This is a genomic window from Actinomadura rupiterrae, from assembly GCF_024172125.1.
In the GTDB taxonomy this organism is placed as follows: Bacteria; Actinomycetota; Actinomycetes; order Streptosporangiales; family Streptosporangiaceae; genus Spirillospora; species Spirillospora rupiterrae.
Window position 1 is genome coordinate 538,191 of sequence record NZ_JAMZEA010000008.1, and the last position, 20,842, is coordinate 559,032.

Here is a 20,842-nt window from a genome sequence, read left to right on the forward strand (position 1 = left end):
TCAGACCCCGGCGGGCTCCTCGACCGCAGTGGGAACCGGAGCCGAGGCGCGGCGGCGGAACGGCATCCACCAGTTGGCCTTGCCGAACAGCTCCATCACCGCCGGAACCAGGACGAGCCGGACGATCGTCGCGTCCACCAGGACCGCGACCGACATGCCGAGGCCGATCTGCTTCACCCCGACGTCCGGCCCGAGCAGGGACGTCGTGAAGACGGCGACCATGATCGCCGCGGCGGCGGTGATGACCTTGGCGGTGCGGGCCAGGCCGTGCGAGACGGCCGTCCTCGTGTCGCCGGTCCGGACGTACTCCTCGCGGACCCGCGAGATCAGGAAGACCTCGTAGTCCATGGACAGCCCGAACAGGATCGGGAACATCATCATCGGCACCCAGCTCGTGACCGGCATCGCGGTCGGGAACCCGAGCGCCTTGCCGAGCCACCCCCACTGGACGACCGCGACGAGCACCCCGTAGGCGGCGCCGATCGACAGCAGGTTCATCACGGCCGCCTGGACCGCGATCGTCACCGACCGGACCAGCGCGAGCAGCAGGACCAGCGACAGCGCCAGCACGACCGCGATCATCAGCGGCAGCCGCGCGCCGATCATGTCGGAGAAGTCGACCGTCACCGGGTTCGGCCCGCCGAGGTGGACGGCCTTGCCGCCCGGCACGCCCGGCAGCACGTCGTCCCGGAGGTGGTGCACCAGGCGCGGCGTCGCCTTGTCCTGGTAGCCGGTCGTCGGGAAGGCCATGAAGACGGCGGCCTGCCCGTCCTTGCTGACCCGCGGCGGCGTGACGTAGGCGACGCCCTCGGTCTTCGAGACCGCCTGGACGATCGGGCGCAGGTCGGCGTCGCGGGACGCGATCGGCGTGGCGAAGACGAACGGCGCGCCGTAACCGGGCCCGAAGCCTTCGGACAGGATGCGGTACGAGACGTAGCTGCTGCGGTCGTGCGGCTGGACGCTGGCGTCCGGCAGGCTCAGCCGCATCGACAGCGCGGGCGCCGCGAGGACGAGCAGCCCCGCCGTGGCCAGCGCGGCCGCGACCCACGGCCGCCGCTGCACCAGCGCCGCCCACCGCTCCGCCGCCGTCCGTCGGGCGTGCCCCCGCCCCTGCCCGTCCACGACGCCCTGCACGGCCTCGGAGGCCGGGACGTTCGCCGCGGCCTGGGCGTTCCGGGCGCGCTCGGCGCGGGTGGTCCGGCGGGGCAGGCGCAGGGAGTTGATCTTGTAGCCGGCGAAGCCCAGGAAGGCGGGCAGCAGCGTCACGGCCGCGACCATCGTGACCAGGACGGTCACCGACGCGGCGATCGCGACGCCGGTCATCAGCCGCTGCCCCATCGCGACCAGGCCGAGGAGCGCGATCACGACGGTCGTCCCGGCGAACAGCACCGCGTGCCCGGCGGTCGTGATGGCCCTGACCGTGGCGGCCTCGGGCAGGTCGCCGTCCTTCAGCGCCTCCTTGAAGCGGGTCACGATGAACAGCGCGTAGTCGATGCCGACGCCGAGGCCGATCAGCGCGGACACGACCACGGTGAAGTCCGGCGCGGGGAAGATGTACCCGACCAGCTTCATCAGCGCGATGCCGCCGACGATCGCCATCAGCGCGGTCACGATCGGCAGGCCCATCGCGACCAGCGAGCCGAACGCGATGAACAGGATCACCGCCGCGGCGAGCACGCCGACGCTCTCGCCGGCGCCCTGCCCGGGCGTCTCGGCCTTCTCGGCGTTGTCGCCGCCGAGGCCGAGCGTCACGCCGCCGCCGGACGCGTCCTTGACCGCCGTCACCAGCGACCGCACGTCGCCGATCTTGACGTTCTGGCTGGTCAGCGGGATGGTCGTGCGCGCGATTCGGCGGTCCTTGGTGACCAGTGCCGGGTCCCGGTAGGGCGAGACGATCGGGCCGGTGGCGGGCGAGGCGTCCAGCTCGGCGACGAGCTTGTCGATCTTCTGCTTGGCGGCCGGGTCGTCGATGCCCCGGTCCGCCTTGATGGCGAGGGTGAGCGTGTCGCCCTGCTGCTCGGGGAAATGCTTTTCGATGAGTTTCTGCGCCCGTGCGGATTCGGACGCGTTGCCGGAGAAATCGTTGTCGGACGCGGCGCCGAAGCCGAAACCGGCGAACGCCACCGCGATCACCCCGGCGACCCAGAGCAGCAGGACCAGGCGTCTGCGCCGGTGGCAGAAGCGGGCGAGCCCGGCGAGGAAACCGTCCTCGCGGGCCTTCTCGGTCGTCATCGTCAACTCCTGAGCAGTCGTTCGTCACGGCTGGACGGAATTGATGATTCCGGCCGGATCCGCGCGGCGCGTCCGCCCGGCGAAGGCAATGTGCGCTACGTCCGGCGGCGCAATTCACGCGCCTTTCTGCTGCGGACGATGTGGATCTACTGCGGGCGCAGTAGCGGACCGCTCGTCCGCGCGCAGGAGGTGGCCGCGCCGGGATGCGGCTAGGTTGCGGCTATGCGTACCGGACTGGCGGCTTTGAGCACTGGAACGTCCGCCGTCTGGGCCCGGGGCAGGGACTGGATCATCGCGGTCTGCCTGGCGGGGGCCCTCCTGACCACCGCGTTCGCCCAGGGACGTCCCGCGACCGCCCTGGAGATCCTCGGCTACGCGCTGATCGGCGGCAGCGGCCTCGCGCTGGCGTTCGTCCGCAAGGCCCCGGTGGTCGTCCTCGGCGTGACGTGGGTGTGCGTGGCGGGCTACCAGGCGCTCGGGTGCGAGGTGCCCGCGGTGGCGTTCCTGTTCGCGGTGTACGCGGCCGTCCGGGCGGGGCATCACGCGGTCTCGGTCGCGGCGAGCGTGACGCTGCTGCTCACGCTGCCGCTCGCGGCCCTGCTCGCCCCGCGCGGCTGGTCGCTGGCCGAGGCGGTCGCGCAGGCCCGCGGCGTCCTGGAGATCGCGTGGCTGATCGCCGCCGGGGCCGCCGGGGTGGCGCTGCGGCAGGCCGAGCGGCGCGCGGACGAGGCGGAGCGCACCCGCGAGGAGACCGCCCGGCTGCGCGCGAGCGAGGAGCGCCTGCACATCGCGCGCGAGCTGCACGACTCGCTCACCCACCAGATCTCGATCATCAAGGTGCAGGCCGGGGTGGCGGTGCACCTGGCCCGCAAGCGCGGCGAGGAGGTGCCCGCGGCGCTGCTCGCGATCCAGGAGGCCGGACGGGAGGCGACCCGCGAGCTGCGCGCGACCCTGGAGACGCTGCGGGACGACGCGGCCACCCCGCCGCACGGTCTCGACCACGTCTCCGACCTGGTCGAACGCGCCCGCGGGACGGGCCTGGCGACGACCCTGACGATCGAGGGCCAGCGGCACGACGTCCCGACCGAGGTGGACCGGACGGCCTACCGGATCGTCCAGGAGTCCCTGACGAACACCGCCCGGCACGCCGCCGCGACGACCGCGTCCATCGTGATCGACTACCGTCCGGGGATGCTCGCGATCAGGGTGGACGACGACGGCAGGGCGACGCCGGGCCACGCGCCCGTCCCGGGTGTCGGACTGCTCGGCATGCGCGAGCGCGTGACCGCCCTCGGCGGCCGCCTGCGCGCCGAACCCCGAGGCGAAGGTGGCTTCACCGTCCAGGCCGAACTCCCCGTAGGCCCCGCATGACCCGCGAGCAGGACGAGCGGCCGGTGAGGTCTTCGTGATCCGTGTGCAGGACGAGCGGTTGGTGGCGTGCTCGTGATCCGGGTGCTTCTGGTGGACGATCAGCCATTGCTGCGCGGCGGGTTCCGGGCGCTGCTCGATGCCGAGGACGACATCGAGGTGGTGGCCGAGGCGGCGGACGGCGCGGAGGGGCACGCGCTCGCCCGCGAGACGCTGCCCGACGTCGCGCTCGTGGACATCCAGATGCCCGTCCTGGACGGCATCGAGACGACCCGGCGGATCGCGGCGGATCCGGCGCTGGCCGGGGTGCACGTGGTCATCCTGACCAACTACGGCTTCGACGAGTACGTCTTCAACGCGCTGCGCGCCGGGGCCGCGGGCTTCCTGGTCAAGGACATCGAGCCGGAGGACCTCCTGCACTCGGTGCGGGTCGCGGCGCGCGGGGACGCGCTGCTCGCGCCGTCCATCACCCGGCGGCTGATCGGCCAGTACGTCGCGCGGCCGCCCCGGACGGGCGCCGGGACGGGCCTGGACGAGCTGACCAACCGCGAGCGCGAGGCGGTCGCGCTGGTCGCGCAGGGGCTGTCGAACGACGAGATCGCGGTCCGCATGGCGATCAGCCCGGTGACCGCGAAGACGCACGTCAACCGGGCGATGATCAAGCTGCACGCGCGGGACCGCGCGCAGCTGGTCGTGCTGGCCTACGAGTCCGGCCTGGTGGCGCCCCGGACGTCCTGAAGCTCCTGCTGGGACAGCGTCGCCAGCAGCCGCAGCGCCGCCTCCGACGGCGAGCCCTCCTCGACCGTGTGTGCGATGAGCGCCTGGTCGGGGTCGTCGGGCAGCCGCAGCGTCTCGTACGCGAGGTCCAGGCGTCCGACGACCGGGTGCAGGTAGATGTACCGGCCGTGCGTCTTGTCCTTGACCTGGTGCTCCGCCCACGCGGTGCGGAACTGGGCGCTCTCGGCCGACAGCTCCTCGATCAGCGCGGCGGTGCGCGGGTCGTCGGGATGCCGGGACGAGTCGAGCCGCAGGAACGCGGCGACGTCGGCGACCTTGCCCGGCCAGTCCTCGTAGAGCGCGCGGACACCCTCGTCCAGGCAGACGAGCCGGGCGAGGTTGCGCTCCTCCGGCGGCAGCGCGCCGAAGTCGGTGATCAGCGCCGCGGCGAGCCGGTTCCAGGCGAGCACGTCGGTGTCGCGGCCGACGACGTAGGCGGGCACGTCGGGCGCCGCGTCCAGGAGCCGCCGCAGGCCCGGCCGGACGGTCTGCGGCGGGGACGGGGCGTCCGTCCCCGACCAGGGCCGGGCCAGCCGGAACAGGTGCTCGCGCTCGGCCGGGTTCAGCCGCAGCGCGCGGGCGACGGCGTCCAGGACCTCCTCGGAGAAGTGCAGCGTGCGGCCCTGTTCGAGCCGGACGTAGTGGTCCACGCTGACCCCGGCCAGCAGGGCCAGCTCCTCGCGGCGCAGCCCGGGGACCCGCCGGCGTCCGCCGTAGTCGGGCAGCCCGAGCTCTTCGGGCCGCAGCCGGGCCCGGCGTGACCGGAGGAACTCGCCCAGTTCGGCGCGCCTGTCCAAGACCATGGCTCCAGTATCGCGCTCCGGGCCAAGTGGTTCCTGGTCACGTCGCGCCCAGGCAACCGGCATGCCGCGCCCAGTCACGCAGAGCAGCCTGGTCACGTCGCGCCCAGGCACGCGCTGGCACTGGGTAGCGCGCTTGCGCCGGACGACAGTGATGGTCATCCGATCCGCATCGAGCAAGGAAGCACCACGAAGATGACCGACACTGTTCGCTTCGGCCGCACCGACATGGAGATCACCCGCCTCGGCTTCGGGTCGTGGGCGGTCGCGGGGCCCGGCTGGAAGTTCGGCTGGGGCGCGACCGACGACGCCGAGTCGATCGAGGCCGTCCGGCACGCGGTCCGGTCCGGGGTCAACTGGATCGACACCGCCGCCGTGTACGGCCTCGGGCACTCCGAGGAGCTGGTCGGGAAGGCGGTCGCGGGGCTGCCCGAGTCCGAGCGCCCGTACGTGTTCACCAAGGCCGGCCTGGTCTGGGACCCCGCCGACCCGCAGGCCGCGCCGCGCCGGATCATGAAGCCGGCGAGCGTCCGGCGCGAGCTGGAGGACTCGCTGCGCCGCCTCGGCGTCGAGCGCATCGACCTCTACCAGGTGCACTACCCGGACACCGGCGAGTCGCTGGAGTACGCGGGCGGCGGGTTCGGCGCGGTGTCGCCGAACGCGACGCCGCTGGAGGAGTACTGGCAGGTCATGGCCGACCTGAAGGCCGAGGGCAAGGTCCGCGCGATCGGCCTGTCGAACCACTCCGTCGAGGAGCTGGAGGCGGCCGAGAAGATCGCCCACGTGGACGCGATCCAGCCGCCGTTCTCGGCCATCAACCGGTCGGCCGCCGCCGAGATCGCCTGGGCGCGCGGCAACGACACCGCCGTGATCGGCTACTCGCCGCTCCAGTCCGGCCTGCTCACCGGCGCGTTCTCCGCCGAGCGGGTCGCGAACCTGCCCGCCGACGACTGGCGGCTCGGGCACGCCGACTTCACCACGGGCCTGGCCGCCAACCTCCAGGTCGCCGAGGCGCTGCGGCCGATCGCCGCCCGGCACGGCGTGACCGTCCCCGAGGCCGCGATCGCGTGGGCGCTGGCCTGGCCCGGCATCACCGGCGCGATCGTCGGCGCTCGGACGTCCGCGCAGGTGGACGGCTGGATCGGCGCCGCCGAGGTGACGCTCACCCAGGACGACCTGGACGCCGTCTCCGCCGCGATCACCGCGTCCGGCGCCGGCACCGGCCCGGCCCGCCCGTGACCCCCGGGGGCACGGCGCTGGTCGTGGTGGCGGAGCTCCGGGCCGTGCCGGGGCAGGAGGACCGGCTGCGCACCGCGCTGGAGGCGATGATCGAGCCGTCCCTGGACGAGCCCGGATGCCTCGCCTACCAGCCCTACACCGACCCGAACGACCCGTCCCGCATGCTCGTCGTCGAGGAGTGGACCGGCCAGGACGCCCTGGACGAGCACTTCACGACACCGCACTTCCGGCACGTCGAGCAGGTGCTGGCGTCGATCCTCGCCGAACCCGTCACCATCAGGAGGCTGGCCGAAATCTGGGTTGAGCCGCCGCCAACGGAGGTCACGGGTTGAGCAGGGCGTCGCCGACGGCCGTCCGGCGGTAGAGGACCTGGCGGCCGTCGCGCGCCCGGCTCACCAGGCCGGTCGCGTGCAGCACCTGGAGGTGCTGGGAGATCGCGCTCGGCGTGACCCGGAGGCGGCGGGCGATCTCGATCGTCGGCAGGGGCTCGGCGAGCAGCGCGAGCAGCCGGACCTTGGGCGCGCCGAGCAGGGCGTCCAGCGCCGGGAGGTCGGGCGGGGGCGGCGCCTCCCAGAGCGTGCCGACGCCCCGGCAGGGGTAGGCGAGCACCGGCGGCTCGTCCGGGCTCAGCGGCGGGGCGGGCTTGTGGACGAAGACCGACGGCATGAGCAGCAGCCCGCGCCCCCGCGCCGCGACGTGGTGGTGGCTGATCATCTTGCTGATGTGCAGCACGCCGTCCTGCCAGCGCAGGTTCGGGTGCATGTCGGCGAACAGCAGGCGCGCGCCGCCCAGGGCGAGGCGGCGCGCGCGGTAGGTCATGTCGGCTTCCAGGACGAGCCGCATCCGCTGCCAGTGCGGCGCGATCGCCAGCTCCCAGAACCGGTGCAGGACGTCGCAGATGGCCTCGTGGAGCGCGGCGGTGTCCGGGGCGCGGAGCGGTTCGGGCAGGTCGTTCGGCGCGTGGGCGGCAGCGAGGTCGCGCCGGACGTGGGCGGTGGGCGTCCGCCGCACGCGGTCCAGTTCCGCTTCGAAGCGGGGCTCGAACTCGTCCGGACGGGGCGTCAGGTGGTCGGGCAGCGTGCGGCGGGCGCTGACCAGGGACAGCAGCAGGCGCAGGTCCGAGGGGTCCACGGCGTCCAGGGCGGCCCGGCGCCACGGCAGGTGCAGCGCCGACAGGCTCGGGTCGCGCAGCACGCGGAGGCTGACGACGGTCTCGTGCAGGGGCGAGACGGCGAACCTCGTGTCGGCGAGGTCCTCGACGTCCAGCTCGAAACTGATCATTAAGTTCCACGCTACATCCATTGGCGACCGCCGCCGCATGCCGTGGACTCGACCGCATGGCAATGACTCTCCAGAAGGCGGGCGCGCGGCCGGACGTCGGGCGCGGCGTCGTCCTGCTGCTCGCGCTGACCTGCGGCATCGCCGTCGGGAACGTCTACTTCCCGCAGGCGATCAGCCCGTCGATCGCGTCCGGGCTGGGCGTCTCGCCGGACACCGCCGCGCTCGCCGTGACGGCGACGCAGTTCGGCTACGCGGCGGGGATCTTCCTGCTGGTGCCGCTCGGCGACCGCGTCCCGCACCGGCGGCTGGTCGTGGCGCTGCTCGCGCTCACCGGCCTCGGCCTGCTCGCGGCCGGCGCGGCGCCGGGGACGGCGCCGCTCGTCGCCGCGTCCGCGTTCGTCGGCGCGGTCACGGTCATCGCGCCGATCCTCGGGCCGATGGCGGCGGGCCTCGTCCCGGCCGACCGGCGCGGGATGACCAGCGGGATCCTGCTCGGCGGATCGATCGGCGGCATGCTGCTGTCCCGGACGCTCGGCGGGTTCGTCGGCGAGTGGCTCGGCTGGCGCGCGCCGTACCTGGCGATGGCCGCCCTGACGCTCGTGTCGGCGCTGGTCCTGGCGCGCGTCCTGCCGGAAACGCGTCCGGCGTCTCGCGACCGCTACCCCGCACTGCTGGCCGCGTCGCTCCGGCTGCTGCGGACCGAGCCCGAGCTGCGCCGGTCCTGCTTCTACCAGGCGGCGGTCTTCGGCGGGTTCTCGGCGGCCTGGACGGGCGTCGCGCTGCTGCTGACCGGCCCCGCCTACGGCCTGACGACGCGGGCGGTCGGGATGCTCGCGCTGGTCAACGCCGCGACGATGGTCTGCACGCCGTTCGCCGGACGCCTCGCCGACCGGCGCGGCCCGGACGTGGTCAACCGGCTCAGCATGCTCGCGGTCGTCGCGTCCGCGCTGGTCCTCGCGGCGGGAACGCTCGGCGGGCCGATCGGGTTCGCCGGTCTCGTCGCCGGGTTCCTCGTGCTGGACGTCGCGATGCAGTCCGGCATGGTCGCCAACCAGGTCCGCATATACGCGCTGCGCGACTCCGAGCGCAGCCGCCTCAACACGGCCTACATGACCTGCGCGTACCTCGGCGGCAGCGTCGGTTCGTGGCTCGGCGCGCACGCTTTCGAGCGGTTCGGCTGGAACGGCGTGTGCGCGCTGGTCGCGGCCCTGGCCGTCGCCACTCTGGCCAGGGCCGCGCGCGCGGAGCGCCGTCCGGTCAACGGGACCGCTTGAGGAACCCGGCGGCCAGGACGGCCCCGGCGACCACCAGCGCCGCGTTCACGCCGATCGCGACGCGCAGGCCGGGCAGCACGCCGCCCGACGAGCTCGCGACCACGACCGCGCTCATGATCGGGGTGCCGAGCGTGATGCCGATCTGCTGGGTCATCGTGGCCACGCCGGTCGCGCGGCCCTGGTCGGCGTCGTCCAGGCCGGACGTCGCGGTGACCATGAACGCGACGATCACCAGCATGTTGCCGACGCCGCCGACGAAGGTGGCGGCGAGCAGCAGCGCGATCCAGGCGTGCGAGGTGCCGAGCGCGACGAGGGTCGCGGTCGCCGCCGCCTGGACGAGGCCGCCGGTGAGGATGGTGGCGCGGGTGCCGAACCGTCCGACGACGCGTCCGCCGAGGGTGCCGCCGAGGACGGTGCCGAGCCCGAGGACGCCGAACGCCAGGCCGGTGGCGAGCGGCGAGTAGCCGAGCACCTTCTGCAGGTAGAGCGTGAGCAGGAAGACCAGCGAGGTCTCGGTCACGAACGCGATGAGCCCGGCGGTGTTGCCCCAGACGACCGTCCGGCGGCGGAGCAGCGCGGTCGGGACGAGCGGCTGCGCGGCGCGCTTCTCGACGAACCAGAACGCGACGACCAGGACGGCGCCGGCGGCGAGCGCGAGCAGCGTGAGCGGGGAGGTCCAGCCGTGCTCGCCGGCGCGGGTCAGGCCGAACACGAGCAGCAGCAGGCCGCCGGTGACCGAGACCGCGCCCGGGACGTCCAGCCGGGCCCGGACGCGCGGCGCCGCGTCGGTGATCATCCGGGGTGCGAGCGCGACCACCAGCGCGGCGACCGGGACGTTGATCAGGAACGCCCAGCGCCAGGACAGCAGGCTGGTCAGCAGGCCGCCGAGGATCGCGCCGGCGGTGAAGCCCGCCGACATCAGCGCGCCGTTCAGGCCGAGCGCCCGCTCGCGCAGCGGCCCCTCGCGGAACGCGGTGGTCAGCAGCGCGAGCCCGGCCGGGGTGACGGCGGCGGTCGCCAGGCCCTGCGCGACGCGCGCGGCCAGCAGCATCTCCGGCCCGGTCGCGAGCCCGCCGACCAGCGAGGACACGCCGAGCACGGCCATCCCGCCGATGAACAGCCGCTTGCGTCCGGCGAGGTCGGCGAGGCGGCCGAACAGCAGCGTGAACCCGGCGGCGGCGAGCGCGAACGCGGTGGCGACCCACTGCAGGTTCGCCACCGAGAAGCCGAGGCCCGCGCCGACCTCGGGCAGCGCGACGTTCAGGATCGAGAAGTCGACGGCGACCATGAACTGCGCGCCGAGCAGCAGCGTGAGCAGCAGCCGCTGCCGCCCGGTCATGCGGTCGGGCGGCGCGGCGGTGCGCGCGGGCGAGGTGAGCGCGGGTGAGTGGTGCGCGGGTGAGGTGTGCGCGGGTGAGGGGGCGGACGTGGACGCGGCCATGGAAGCCTCCAGCAGTTAACGGTTCTGTAGTTCCGTTAGGATGGGCTCGACGGTACCACCCGCCGCGCCTAAATGGAACTGGAGACCCGTTATGCCGCAGAACGTGCCCGAGACGGAGTCCGCGCCGGAGGAGGAGACCGCGCCTGGCACGGTGCGTCCTGGTGGACGGACCGCCCGGGTGCGCGCCGCCGTGCTGCGCGCCGCCGAGGACGCGCTGATCGAGTGCGGTTTCGACGGCATCGACCTGGCGGAGATCGCGCGCCGCGCCGAGGTCGGCAAGACGACCGTGTACCGGCGCTGGGGCAGTCCGCGCGTGCTGGTCGCCGACCTGCTGGAGGGCATGGCCGAGCAGTCCGTCGCGCGCGCCGACACCGGCTCCCTGGACGGCGACCTGCGCGAGAACGCCCGGCTGGTCGTCGCGACGCTCACCGACGAGCGGCAGGGCGCGCTGTTCAAGGCCGTGATCGCCGCCGCGACCGGCGACGAGCGCACCGCCGAGGCGCTGCACCGCTTCTACGCCGCCCGGATCGCGGAGTGGGCGCCGTGCGTGACGCAGGCCGTCGAGCGCGGCGAGGTCCCCGAGGGGACGGACGCCGCCGAGGTGATCCGCGCGGTGTCCGCGCCGGTGTACTACCGCTTCCTGGCCAGCGGCGATCCGCTGGACGAGGCGGTCGCCGACCGGGCCGCGCACGCCGCGTGCTGTGCCGCGCGGGCAGGAGTGTATGTCGATCCTAAATTTAGGCTTGCAGATTAATTAGGTCTGACCTAATGTTTCGCCCATGACGTTGCGACTGATGACCGTGCACGCCCATCCCGACGACGAGTCCAGCAAGGGCGCGGCGACGCTGGCCAGGTACGCGGCCGAGGGGGCCGAGGTGCTGGTCGTGACCTGCACGGGCGGCGAGCGCGGCGACGTCCTCAATCCTGGGATGGACCGTCCGGGGGTCCGGGAGAGACTGGCCGAGATCCGGCGCGCGGAGATGGACGCGGCGCGGACGATCCTGGGCGTCCAGCAGCGTTTCCTAGGGTTCGTCGACTCCGGCTTGCCCGCGCCTGGCGAAGCGCTCCCGGACGGCTGTTTCGCCCTCGCGCCGATGGACGAGCCCGTAGCGCGCCTTGTCGGCGAAATCCGTGCGTTCCGTCCGCACGTGGTTGTGACCTATGACGAGACCGGTGGTTATCCGCATCCCGACCACGTGCGCACGCACGAGGTGACCGTCGCGGCGTTCGACGCAGCGGGTGACGCCGACCGTTTCCCCGAGGCGGGCGAGCCGTGGCAGCCGCTCAAGCTCTACTACCACGGCGCCTTGTCGAAGGCGTGGTTCCAGGCGCTCCACGATGGGATGACCGCGCGCGGCCTGCCGTCGCCTATGGCGGACGTCCTGAAGGAGTTCCCCGACGACGTCCCGGCACCTGAGTTCACTACGCGCGTCCAGTGCGCGGAGTACTTCGCCACCAGGGACAAGGCGTTGCTCGCGCACGCTACGCAGATCGATCCGAACGGCGGATTCATGCTGCACGACCGCGACGTGGAGCGCGACGTATGGCCGACCGAGGATTACTACCTGGCGAAGGCGCACATCCCTGTCACGCTCCCCGAAGACGACCTGTTCGCAGGCATCCCTAAAGGAGAGTGACCGGTAGCAGTTCGGGGCGTTTGGCGCTGCGGCCGTCCGCGGACGAGCGGCCCCGGATCCGCCGCCACACCCACGGGCTGAGGAACGTCGCGGCCCAGGTCAGCTCGGTTCCGGCGCGCCGCCACGCCGGGACGGCCGGCAGCGGCGGCAGCGGGTCCGACCAGCTCGCGTCGCTGTCGGGCAGGTTCAGCGCGTGCGCGACGGCGGCCGCGATCCGCGCGTGCCCGAGCGGCGACGCGTGGATGCGGTCCGGGTTCCAGATCCGGGGATCGGTGACGACCGGGTGCCCCCAGGTGTCCACGAGGACGGCGCCGTGCCGCTCGGCCATCGCGCGGATCCGGTCGTTGAACGCCATCACCCTCGGCCGCAGCCGCGCGACCAGCGGCGCGATCGTGCCGACGTCCGGGAAGGTGAAGGCGACCACGGTCGCGCCGGACGCCGCGAACGCTCCGATCATCGCGTCCAGGTCGGCGGCGACCGCGTCCGCGTCGCAGCCCGGCCTGATCAGGTCGTTCATCCCGGCCATGACGGTGACGAGATCCGGGTTCAGGGCGAGTGCCGCGTCCGTCTGGCCTGCACGGATCGCGCCCGCGAGTTTCCCCCGGACGGCCAGGTTCGCGTACCGGAACCCCGGCTCGGCGGTGGCCAGCTTCTCGGCGAGGCGGTCGGCCCAGCCCCGGTAGCCGGACGCCTCGTCGCCGTCCATCAGCCCTTCGGTCTGGCTGTCGCCGACCGCGACATAACGCAGATATCCCACGACTACTCCACCCGGCTCCGGCGTGCTTCCAGGACGGCGAGCGCCAGCTCGCCCCAGCGCAGGTTCTCCCGCTCGAACTCCAGCCCGCGCATCAGCGTCAGGTACGGGCCGACGCGCTCCGCCTCGGCGAGGTGCTCGGCCTCGGTCCGGCCGGCGAGCAGCCGCGCGCGCAGCCGCTCGAACCGCGCGATCTTCGCCTCGGCCCACAGCATCCGCTCCCGGACGGCCTCCATCACGGCCTCGGCGTCGCCGCCGTCCACCGCCTGCACCTTGACCATCAGCTCGTCCCGGATCGCACCCGGCTTCGGCGGTGCGGCGGTGAACTCGCGCAGCGCGCGCCGTCCCTCCTCGGTGAGCGAGAACAGCCGCTTGTTGGGCCGCCGCTCCTGCTCGACGACCCGCGCCTCGATCAGGCCCTCGCCCGACATCCGCTCCAGCTCGCGGTAGAGCTGCTGCGGCGTGGCCATCCAGAAGTTGGCGACACCGGCGTCGAAGTTCTTGGCCAGGTCGTACCCGGAGGCCTCGCCGTCCAAGAGGGCGGCCAGCACCGCGTTGCGCAACGACATGGCTAGAGCGTACCCCAGTGATTAATCAATTTGTTGACTATAAGGAGATCATCCGGCGCCCGTCCGGGCATGATTGAACGGGCCACCACTGCGAAGGGTTGATGCTGAGATGACCGAGAACACCACCGCCCGCCCCGCCGACGCGTCCGGGACCTTCGCCATCGGCGGGGACCTGCCGGTCAACCGGCTCGGCTACGGCGCGATGCGGATCACCGGGCGCGGCGTCTGGGGCGACCCCGCCGACCCGGACGAGGCGCTCCGCGTCCTGCGCCGCGCCGCCGAGCTGGGCGTGAACTTCATCGACACGGCCGACTCGTACGGCCCGTTCGTCAGCGAGCAGCTGATCCGCAAGGCCCTGCACCCGTACCCGGACGACCTGGTCATCGCGACCAAGGGCGGCCTCACCCGTTCCGGCCCGGACGACTGGCGTCCCGTCGGACGTCCGGAATACTTGCGCCAGCAGACCGAGCTGAGCCTGCGCCACCTCGGCGTCGAGCGCATCGACCTCTACCAGCTGCACCGCATCGACCCGAAGGTGCCGGTCGAGGAGTCGCTCGGCGAGCTGGCGCTGCTCCGCGACGAGGGCAAGATCCGGCACATCGGGCTGTCCGAGGTCAGCGTGGACGAGCTGAAGCGCGCCCGCGAGACCACCGAGATCGCGTCCGTCCAGAACCTCTACAACCTGGCGAACCGCAAGTCCGAGGACGTCCTGGACTACGCCGAGGCCGAGGGCATCGCGTTCATCCCGTGGTTCCCGATCGCGGTCGGCGAGCTGGCGCGTCCGGGCGGGCCGCTCGACGGCCTCGCCAAGGAGCACGGCTCCACCCCGGGCCAGCTCGCGCTCGCCTGGCTGCTGCGGCGCTCGCCGGTGATGCTGCCGATCCCCGGCACGTCCCGCGTCGCGCACCTGGAGGAGAACCTCGCCGCGGCCGAGATCACGCTCACCGACGCGGAGTTCGAGGCGCTCTCCAACGCGGTCTGACCGCCTCGCCCGGCCGCCGCGGTCAGTGGCCGGGGAACGTCCAGATCTTGGTGACACCGGTGCGGCCGCCGCTGGCGAAGGACTGGCCGTCCGGGCTGAACGTCACGCACTCGACCTGCTTCGGGTCGGCGGTCACCGACGCGACCTGCCGGGCGGTCGGGACGTGCCAGAGGCAGACCAGGCCGTCCTCGGCGCCGCTCGCGAGCACCTTGCCGTCCGGGCTGAACGCGAGCGTGGTGATCTGCCCCTTGTGCCCGCCTTCGAGCTTCGTGCTGCCGTGGTCGTCCGGCGGGCCGAGGTAGATCGTGTAGTCGCCGGTCGAGTTGGAGGACGCCATGGTCGAGCCGGACGGGCCGACCGCCACGACCGGGGCGCCGATCTGGGTGACCGCGCTCGGCACGCCGAGCGTGGCGCCCTTGACCGGCGCGTCCGCCACCCGGGTCCGCTTGACCGCGCCCTCGCCGAGCAGGACGTCCCGCCCGTCCGCGCTGAACAGCAGGACGCTCTGGGTGCTGCGGGCGTAGTTCGGGACGGTCTTGACGGTCTTCTTCGCGGAGACGTCCCAGACCTGGAGCGAGTTGTCCTGGCCGATGTAGGCGAGCAGCCGCCCGTCCGGGCTGAGCGCGACCGACTGCACCCGCGTCCCGGACGGGAGGGTGCCGATCGCCTTCCCGGTCAGGACGTCGCGGATCGTGAACGTGCCGCTCCGGGTGCCGGCCGCCGCGATCCGGCCGTCCGCGCTGAGCGTGTAGGGCCGCTCCCAGCCGTCGAAGTCCAGCTCGGCGACCTTGCCCTGCCCGGTCGCGAGGTCCCAGTTCCAGAGCGCCTCGAACCCGAGGCCGGACAGCCGCTTGCCGTCCGCGCTGAAGGCGAGCTGGAACATGTCGACGGCGGTGTTCGGCAGCGTGGTCGGGACGGGCGTCCCGAGCGGCGTCGCCGGAACGTCGCCCTGCCCGGCCGAACCGCTCTCCGGCCACAGCAGGACCCCCGCCGTCCCGCCCAGAACCGCGACCGCCGCAGCCGCACCGCCCCCGATCAGCAACGCCCGCCGAGACGGCCCGCCAGAACCGCGCGGCGACGTCACCGCCGGAACCCCACCCCCCGGCACCGTCCCCAGCTGCCCTGGAAACCCGAGCTGCCCGCCATGCCCGTGAGGCGCGCCCTGCGCCGCTTGCGGGCCCGGCGCTGCGGCATGCGCGCCGGGCGCTGCGGCTTGCGGGCTTAGCGCTGCGGCTTGCGCACCCGGGGCGGCGGCGTGCGCGCCAAGGGGTGCGGCTTGCGGATTGTCGGGGGCGAACTGCGGGGCGTGGGGCGTTGCGGCGGGGAGTTGCGGGGTGGTCAGGCGGGTGATCAGGTCGGGGACGGTCGGGCGCTGCGCCGGGTCCTTGGCGACGCAGGCGGCGACGATGTCGCGCAGGTCGTCGGTCAGGCCGTCCAGGGTGGGCTCGCCGTCGGTGATCCGGTGGACGATCGCGGGGATCGTCGGGGCGTCGAACGGGCCGCGTCCGGTGGCGGTGTAGGCGAGCAGGCAGCCGAGCGAGAAGACGTCGCCGGGCGGGCCGGTCTCCTCGGCGCACACCTGCTCGGGCGACATGAACGAGAACGTCCCGACGACGACGCCCGCCGAGGTCAGGGACGTGGCGTCGGCGGCGCGCGCGATGCCGAAGTCGATGATCCGCGGGCCGTCCGACGACATGATCACGTTGCCGGGCTTCAGGTCGCGGTGCACCAGCCCGCTCTCGTGGATCGCCTTCAGCCCCTCGGCGATGGCGGCGCCGGCGCGGCGGACCTCGCCCGGCGGCAGCGGGCCCTGCCGGACGACGACCTGGCGCAGCGACGGGCCGGGCACGAACGCGGTGACCATCCACGGCGACTCGGCGTCCGGGTCGGCGTCCACGACCTGCGCGGTGTGGAACCCGCCGACCTTCCGGGCCGCCTCGATCTCCCGCGCGAACCGCGACCGGAACTGCGGGTCGGTCGCGAACTCGGCGCGGATCAGCTTGACCGCGACGAGCCGCCCGCCGGGCGAGACGCCGCGGAACACCTCGCCCATGCCGCCGGCGCCGAGCCGTCCGTCCAGCCGGTACGGGCCGACCTGGCGCGGGTCGTCGGGACGCAGCGGCTCCATCAGCGGGCCTTCCACAGGTAGACGTTGGGGTCGGCGTCCGAGCCGTTGCCGGAGCCGGCCGCGATCAGCGAGCCGTCCGGGCTGACCCGCACCGACTCGATGTCGGACGCGGGGCCGGTCAGCGTCCCGGCCGGGGCGCGGGTCGCGAGGTCGAACCTCCGGACGGTCCGGTCGGTGTTCCCGACGACGAGCGTGCGGCCGTCCGGCGTCGCCGCGAGGCTGTGGATCGCGCCGCCGCCGACCGTGATCGTCCCGGTGGTCGTCCCGGACCGGTAGTCCCAGATCCGGACGATCCCCTCGTTCCCGGCGGCCGCTGCGGACTTGCCGTCAGGCAGGAACGCGAGCGCGCGGACGCTGTCCTTGTGCCCGGTGAGCGTGCCGGTGCGGCGCCCGCTCACCGGGTCGTACATCAGGACGCTGCTGCCGGGCGCCTTCTTGTAGTAGCCGTCGGTGACGGCGGCGACCGTCCGCCCGTCGGAGCTGAACGCCACGTCGTGCACGCCGGAGTTCCCGCTCCCGGTGAGGGTGCGCAGCTTGCGGCCGGATCGGGCGTCCCAGATCCAGATGTCGGGATTGCAGCCCGCCAGGAGGGAGCCGTCCGGGCTGAACGCGACCGAGACCGGGCCGAACTCGACGGTGGGCAGCGTCTGCTTGAGCGCGCCGGTCGCCGCGTCCCACAGCCGGACGGACCGGTCGAGCGCGGCGCTGGCCACCGTGCTTCCGTCGGGGCTGACCGCGACGCTGAGCACGCTGGAGGTGTGGCCGCGCAGCGTCCGCGCGGGGTGCCCGGCCGCGATGTCCCAGATGATGATGGTCGAGTCGTCGCTGCCGCTGACCAGGTACTTGCGGTCCGGGCTGAACGCGACGCTCCGGACGCCCTGCGTGTGCCCGCTGAGCGTCGCGACCGGCGAGACGAACGCGATGAGCGGTGCCTTCTTGGGCTGCGCCGCCTTCTTCTTGCCGCCCGAATCCCCGAGCAGCAGCGCAACCGGAACCCCGATCGCCGCCGCCGCGACCGCCGCCCCGCCCCCGATCAGCAACGCCCGCCTCCCCCCGTCCACCGACGCCCCCCGCGCCAACGCCGGAACCTGTGCATGCGGACCGACCACGTGCGGCCCAGGCCCCTGCGGCCCCTGCCCGTGTGCACCGACCGCGTGCGCGCCAGGCCCCTGCGGCCCCTGCCCGTGTGCACCGACCGCGTGCGCGCCAGGCCCATGCGGCCCCAGTCCGTGCGGCCCCGCCGCGTGGGGCCCAGGCCCCTGCGGGCCGACCGCCTGCGGCCCCTGCGCGTGCGGGTCGGCCGCCTGCCCGTCGACCGCGTGCGGGGCGGGCCCCTGCGGCGCCGGCTGCTGTAGGGGTGACTGCGCCGGGGGCGACTGCGGGCTCGGCGCTGGCGGGACGGCGGGGGGTTCGCTGTATTCGCGGGTGGCGAGCATGGTGGACGAGAGTTGGGTGGGGCCGTCCGGCGTCGGGTGCGGCTCCAGGGGCTCGATCTCCGGCTCGACCTCCGGGGCCCGGAGGAGCGCGGCGAGGCTCGGCGTGGGGAGCGCGCCGGAGTTCGGGTCGGTGAGGTGCGCGAGCACCTGCTGGACGGTCGGACGGGCCGCCGGGTCCTTCGCGAGGCAGACCGACACGAGCGTCCGCAGGACGTCCGGGACGGCCTCCAGCTCGGGCACGTCGTTGAGGACGCGGTGCACGATCGCCGGGATGGTGTCGGCGTCGAACGGGCCGACCCCCGCGGCGGCGAAGGCGAGCAGGCAGCCGTAGGAGAACACGTCGGAGGCCGGTTCGGGCGGTCCGGCGAGGACCTGCTCGGGCGCCATGAACGCGTACGTGCCGACGACGACGCCCGCCGAGGTCAGGGACGTGGCGTCGGCGGCGCGCGCGACGCCGAAGTCGATGATCCGCGGCCCGTCCGCCGCCATGATCACGTTCTCCGGCTTCAGGTCGCGGTGCACCAGGCCGTGGGCGTGGATCGCGGTGAGGCCCTCGGCGAGCCCGGCCGCGAGCGCGCGCAGGTCGTCCCGGCCGAGCGGGCCGCGCGTGGCGACCACCTCGCGCAGCGACGGGCCGGGGATGAAGGCGGTCGCGAGCCAGGGTTCCGGCGCGTCCGGATCGGCGTCCACGACCTGGGCGGTATGGAACCCGCCGACCTTCCGGGCGGCGTTGATCTCGCGCGCGAACCGGCGGCGGAACCGCGGGTCCTCGGCGTGCCCGGCCTCGATGACCTTGACCGCGACCTGGCGCCCGCCCGGCGAGACGCCGAGGAACACCCGGCCCATCCCGCCCGAGCCGAGGCGCGATTCCAGCCGGTAGGGTCCGATCTGCCGGGGGTCTCCGGGACGCAGGGCTTCCACCCGGATGTTCTAGCAGACGTCCATGTCCCTTTGGTGCCGTTGTGACAGACCCCATCCACGTGATCAGGACGCCCGATACCCGCCAGATCGAGCAGAGGCCGCCGAGCGCGGCGGCTAGGCCGGGGAGAGGCGGGCCAGTAGCTCGTCCAGGAGCAGGCGCTCGCCCGGCGTGAACTCGGCGGACGACTCGTCCAGCACGGCGCGCAGCGCGACGGCGCGGCGGGACGGTTCGCGGTCCTCGGGTGCGGTGCGGTCGGTGGTGACGGCGGCGATGACCGCCTCGCGGGTGCGCTCGGAGAGGCCCGGGTCGCGGCGCTCGGGCGCCTGGTCCAGCAGCGTCAGCGTCACGCCGACCCCGGCCGCGAGCATCATCTCGGCGGCCTGGTCGATGCCGATGGCGAGCCGTCCGGCCTCGGCGACGCGCTCGACCAGCCCGCGCAGGATGTCGCGGGACTCCTGGGCCGCCGGATGGTCCGACCCCGGGCCGAGGAACTCGCTCATCAGCCGGTACTGCGCCGGGTTGTCCAGGCCGAACCCGATGTGCAGGTCCCAGCCGGCGCGCAGGTCGTCGACGGGGTCGCCGGCCCGCGGCTGGGCGTTCTTGATCTTCAGGTAGCGCGCGAAGCCGTCCGCGGCGACGGCCTCCAGCAGGCCGCTCATGTCCCCGAACAGGCGGTAGATGGCGGGCGGCTGGACCCCGGCGGCGGCGCTGACCGCGCGCGTGGTCACCGCCTCGCGGCCCTGCTGGACGAGCAGGTCGGCGGCCGCGGCGACGATCCGGTCCCGGGCAGGCGAACGTTCCGGCATGTATCGATGGTAACAAATCGGCGTTAGCGCTTGTATGGTAGCGTCGGAAGCATCGACCGGATATCGCTGATATCCACGGTCGGCGGCCAAGTTTCGGCATGGCTCTCGCCATGTCCCGAATGCGGCCGCCGGGCCGCAGGAACACCCCTCAGAGGAGGACTTGATGAGCAGCACCATGCGGGCCGTCCGGGCCGTCGCCGCGGGCGAGCCGTTCCAGGCCGTGGAGCTGGCCGTCCCCGAGCCGGGACGCGACCAGGTCCGGGTGAAGGTGCACGCCTGCGGCGTGTGCGGCGGCGACGCCGTGGCCCGGTTCGACGCGCTCGGCCTCGGCCTGCCGCGCACGCCCGGGCACGAGGTCGCCGGTGTCGTGGACGCCGTCGGTGACGGCGTCACCGCCTGGCGGCCCGGCGACCGGGTCGGCGTCGGCTGGCACGGCGGGCACTGCTTCGTGTGCCGCGCGTGCCGCCGCGGCGACTTCGTGAACTGCGACGAGCGCAAGATCGTCGGCGCGAGCTACGACGGCGGGTACGCCGAGTACATGGTCGCGCCGCAGGCCGCGCTCGCCGCCGTCCCGGACGAGCTGACCTTCGGGGAGGCCGCGCCGCTGATGTGCGCGGGCCTCACCACCTTCAACGCGCTGCGGCACAGCGGCGCGCGGCCCGGCGACACCGTGGCCGTCCAGGGCATCGGCGGGCTCGGGCACCTGGCCGTCCAGTACGCGGACAAGATGGGCTTCCGCGTCGTCGCCGTGAACCGCGGCCGCGCCAAGGAGGACGTCGCGCGGCGGCTCGGCGCGGACGAGTACGTCGACAGCGAGGCGTCCGGCGGCGCCGGTGCCGGGCTGCGGAAGCTGGGCGGCGCGCGGGTCGTGCTGTCCACCGCCGGGTCCGCGTCCGCGCAGGCCGACATCGCGACCGGCCTCGCCCCCAACGGGCGGATGGTCGTGATCGCCAACGACCACGACCCGATCCCCGTCCCCGGCGACCTGCTGGTCTTCGGGCGGCGCGAGGTGACCGGCTGGTACAGCGGGCATGCCGCCGACTCCGAGGACGCCATGGAGTTCGCCGTGCTGACCGGCGTCCGCCCGATGATCGAGACCCGTCCGCTCGCCGAGGCCGAGGACGCCTTCCAGACCATGAACAAGGCCCGTTTCCGGACCGTCCTGACCATCTGAACTGGAGAAACATGACCACCGA

At 73.6% G+C, this 20,842-nt stretch carries 18 protein-coding genes; 9 read left to right on the forward strand and 9 right to left on the reverse strand.

From position 1 onward, the window contains the following. Positions 1 to 2,232 carry an MMPL family transporter gene (locus FHU30_RS29910; RefSeq protein ID WP_253880294.1) on the reverse strand — a complete coding sequence of 744 codons (2,232 nt, stop codon included), beginning with the start codon at positions 2,230 to 2,232 and terminating at the stop codon, positions 1 to 3. Between the two features lie 222 nt (positions 2,233 to 2,454). On the opposite strand from FHU30_RS29910, the gene FHU30_RS29915 reads away from it, so the two are divergent. After that, the gene (locus FHU30_RS29915; RefSeq protein ID WP_253880295.1) at positions 2,455 to 3,603 is read left to right on the forward strand and encodes a sensor histidine kinase; all 1,149 of its coding nucleotides are present in this window, start codon (positions 2,455 to 2,457) and stop codon (positions 3,601 to 3,603) included. 72 nt (positions 3,604 to 3,675) lie between these two features. After that, positions 3,676 to 4,338 carry a response regulator gene (locus FHU30_RS29920; RefSeq protein ID WP_253880296.1) on the forward strand — a complete coding sequence of 221 codons (663 nt, stop codon included), beginning with the start codon at positions 3,676 to 3,678 and terminating at the stop codon, positions 4,336 to 4,338. Here the strand turns inward: FHU30_RS29920 and FHU30_RS29925 are convergent. Beyond that, on the reverse strand, positions 4,302 to 5,180 hold the full coding sequence (locus FHU30_RS29925; protein ID WP_253880297.1) for a helix-turn-helix transcriptional regulator: 879 nt from the start codon (positions 5,178 to 5,180) through the stop codon (positions 4,302 to 4,304). The two genes, FHU30_RS29920 and FHU30_RS29925, sit on opposite strands and share 37 nt — an antisense overlap. 192 nt (positions 5,181 to 5,372) lie before the next feature. Here FHU30_RS29925 and FHU30_RS29930 point away from each other — a divergent pair, with 192 nt between their 5' ends. Beyond that, positions 5,373 to 6,416: an aldo/keto reductase gene (locus FHU30_RS29930; RefSeq protein WP_253880298.1), complete on the forward strand. Its 1,044-nt coding sequence runs from the start codon at positions 5,373 to 5,375 to the stop codon at positions 6,414 to 6,416. Further along, positions 6,413 to 6,748 (forward strand): putative quinol monooxygenase, encoded by a 336-nt coding sequence (locus tag FHU30_RS29935; protein WP_253880299.1) that lies wholly within the window; start codon positions 6,413 to 6,415, stop codon positions 6,746 to 6,748. The genes FHU30_RS29930 and FHU30_RS29935 overlap by 4 nt, the downstream gene beginning before the upstream one ends. Here the strand turns inward: FHU30_RS29935 and FHU30_RS29940 are convergent. After that, complete coding sequence (locus FHU30_RS29940; RefSeq protein ID WP_253880300.1) at positions 6,738 to 7,697, reverse strand: ArsR/SmtB family transcription factor; 960 nt, start codon at positions 7,695 to 7,697, stop codon at positions 6,738 to 6,740. The genes FHU30_RS29935 and FHU30_RS29940 overlap by 11 nt on opposite strands. A gap of 56 nt (positions 7,698 to 7,753) precedes the next feature. Here FHU30_RS29940 and FHU30_RS29945 point away from each other — a divergent pair, with 56 nt between their 5' ends. Beyond that, positions 7,754 to 8,971, forward strand: coding sequence for an MFS transporter (locus FHU30_RS29945; RefSeq protein WP_253880301.1), 1,218 nt, complete (start codon positions 7,754 to 7,756; stop codon positions 8,969 to 8,971). Here FHU30_RS29945 and FHU30_RS29950 read toward each other — a convergent pair. After that, a complete protein-coding gene (locus tag FHU30_RS29950; protein WP_253880302.1) occupies positions 8,955 to 10,412 on the reverse strand; it encodes an MFS transporter in 1,458 nt (485 codons plus the stop codon). The genes FHU30_RS29945 and FHU30_RS29950 overlap by 17 nt on opposite strands. A gap of 103 nt (positions 10,413 to 10,515) precedes the next feature. On the opposite strand from FHU30_RS29950, the gene FHU30_RS29955 reads away from it, so the two are divergent. Together FHU30_RS29955 and mca are read left to right on the forward strand one after the other, a co-directional pair. Continuing rightward, positions 10,516 to 11,166, forward strand: a complete 651-nt coding sequence (locus tag FHU30_RS29955; RefSeq protein WP_253880303.1) for a TetR/AcrR family transcriptional regulator — start codon at positions 10,516 to 10,518, stop codon at positions 11,164 to 11,166. Between the two features lie 25 nt (positions 11,167 to 11,191). Further along, positions 11,192 to 12,049: a mycothiol conjugate amidase Mca gene (gene mca, locus FHU30_RS29960; protein ID WP_253880304.1), complete on the forward strand. Its 858-nt coding sequence runs from the start codon at positions 11,192 to 11,194 to the stop codon at positions 12,047 to 12,049. On the opposite strand, the gene FHU30_RS29965 is transcribed toward mca, so the two are convergent. Together FHU30_RS29965 and FHU30_RS29970 are read right to left on the reverse strand one after the other, a co-directional pair. Next, positions 12,036 to 12,806 carry an SGNH/GDSL hydrolase family protein gene (locus FHU30_RS29965; protein WP_253880305.1) on the reverse strand — a complete coding sequence of 257 codons (771 nt, stop codon included), beginning with the start codon at positions 12,804 to 12,806 and terminating at the stop codon, positions 12,036 to 12,038. The genes mca and FHU30_RS29965 overlap by 14 nt on opposite strands. 2 nt (positions 12,807 to 12,808) lie before the next feature. Further along, positions 12,809 to 13,372, reverse strand: coding sequence for a PadR family transcriptional regulator (locus tag FHU30_RS29970; RefSeq protein ID WP_253880306.1), 564 nt, complete (start codon positions 13,370 to 13,372; stop codon positions 12,809 to 12,811). Positions 13,373 to 13,481: 109 nt separating this feature from the next. On the opposite strand from FHU30_RS29970, the gene FHU30_RS29975 reads away from it, so the two are divergent. Next, positions 13,482 to 14,354, forward strand: coding sequence for an aldo/keto reductase (locus tag FHU30_RS29975; protein ID WP_253880307.1), 873 nt, complete (start codon positions 13,482 to 13,484; stop codon positions 14,352 to 14,354). 22 nt (positions 14,355 to 14,376) lie between these two features. Here the strand turns inward: FHU30_RS29975 and FHU30_RS29980 are convergent, their stop codons facing one another. The 3 genes from FHU30_RS29980 to FHU30_RS29990 all read right to left on the reverse strand — a co-directional run bounded on the left by FHU30_RS29980 (position 14,377) and on the right by FHU30_RS29990 (position 19,646). Next, positions 14,377 to 16,497 carry a WD40 repeat domain-containing serine/threonine protein kinase gene (locus FHU30_RS29980; protein WP_253880308.1) on the reverse strand — a complete coding sequence of 707 codons (2,121 nt, stop codon included), beginning with the start codon at positions 16,495 to 16,497 and terminating at the stop codon, positions 14,377 to 14,379. Further along, positions 16,482 to 18,839 carry a WD40 repeat domain-containing serine/threonine protein kinase gene (locus FHU30_RS29985; protein WP_253880309.1) on the reverse strand — a complete coding sequence of 786 codons (2,358 nt, stop codon included), beginning with the start codon at positions 18,837 to 18,839 and terminating at the stop codon, positions 16,482 to 16,484. Before FHU30_RS29985 ends, FHU30_RS29980 begins: the two co-directional genes overlap by 16 nt. 114 nt (positions 18,840 to 18,953) lie before the next feature. Beyond that, positions 18,954 to 19,646 carry a TetR/AcrR family transcriptional regulator gene (locus tag FHU30_RS29990; protein ID WP_253880310.1) on the reverse strand — a complete coding sequence of 231 codons (693 nt, stop codon included), beginning with the start codon at positions 19,644 to 19,646 and terminating at the stop codon, positions 18,954 to 18,956. A gap of 163 nt (positions 19,647 to 19,809) precedes the next feature. Between FHU30_RS29990 and FHU30_RS29995 the strand changes: the two genes are divergently transcribed. Continuing rightward, positions 19,810 to 20,820, forward strand: coding sequence for an alcohol dehydrogenase (locus FHU30_RS29995; RefSeq protein WP_253880311.1), 1,011 nt, complete (start codon positions 19,810 to 19,812; stop codon positions 20,818 to 20,820). Positions 20,821 to 20,842 lie beyond the last annotated feature (22 nt).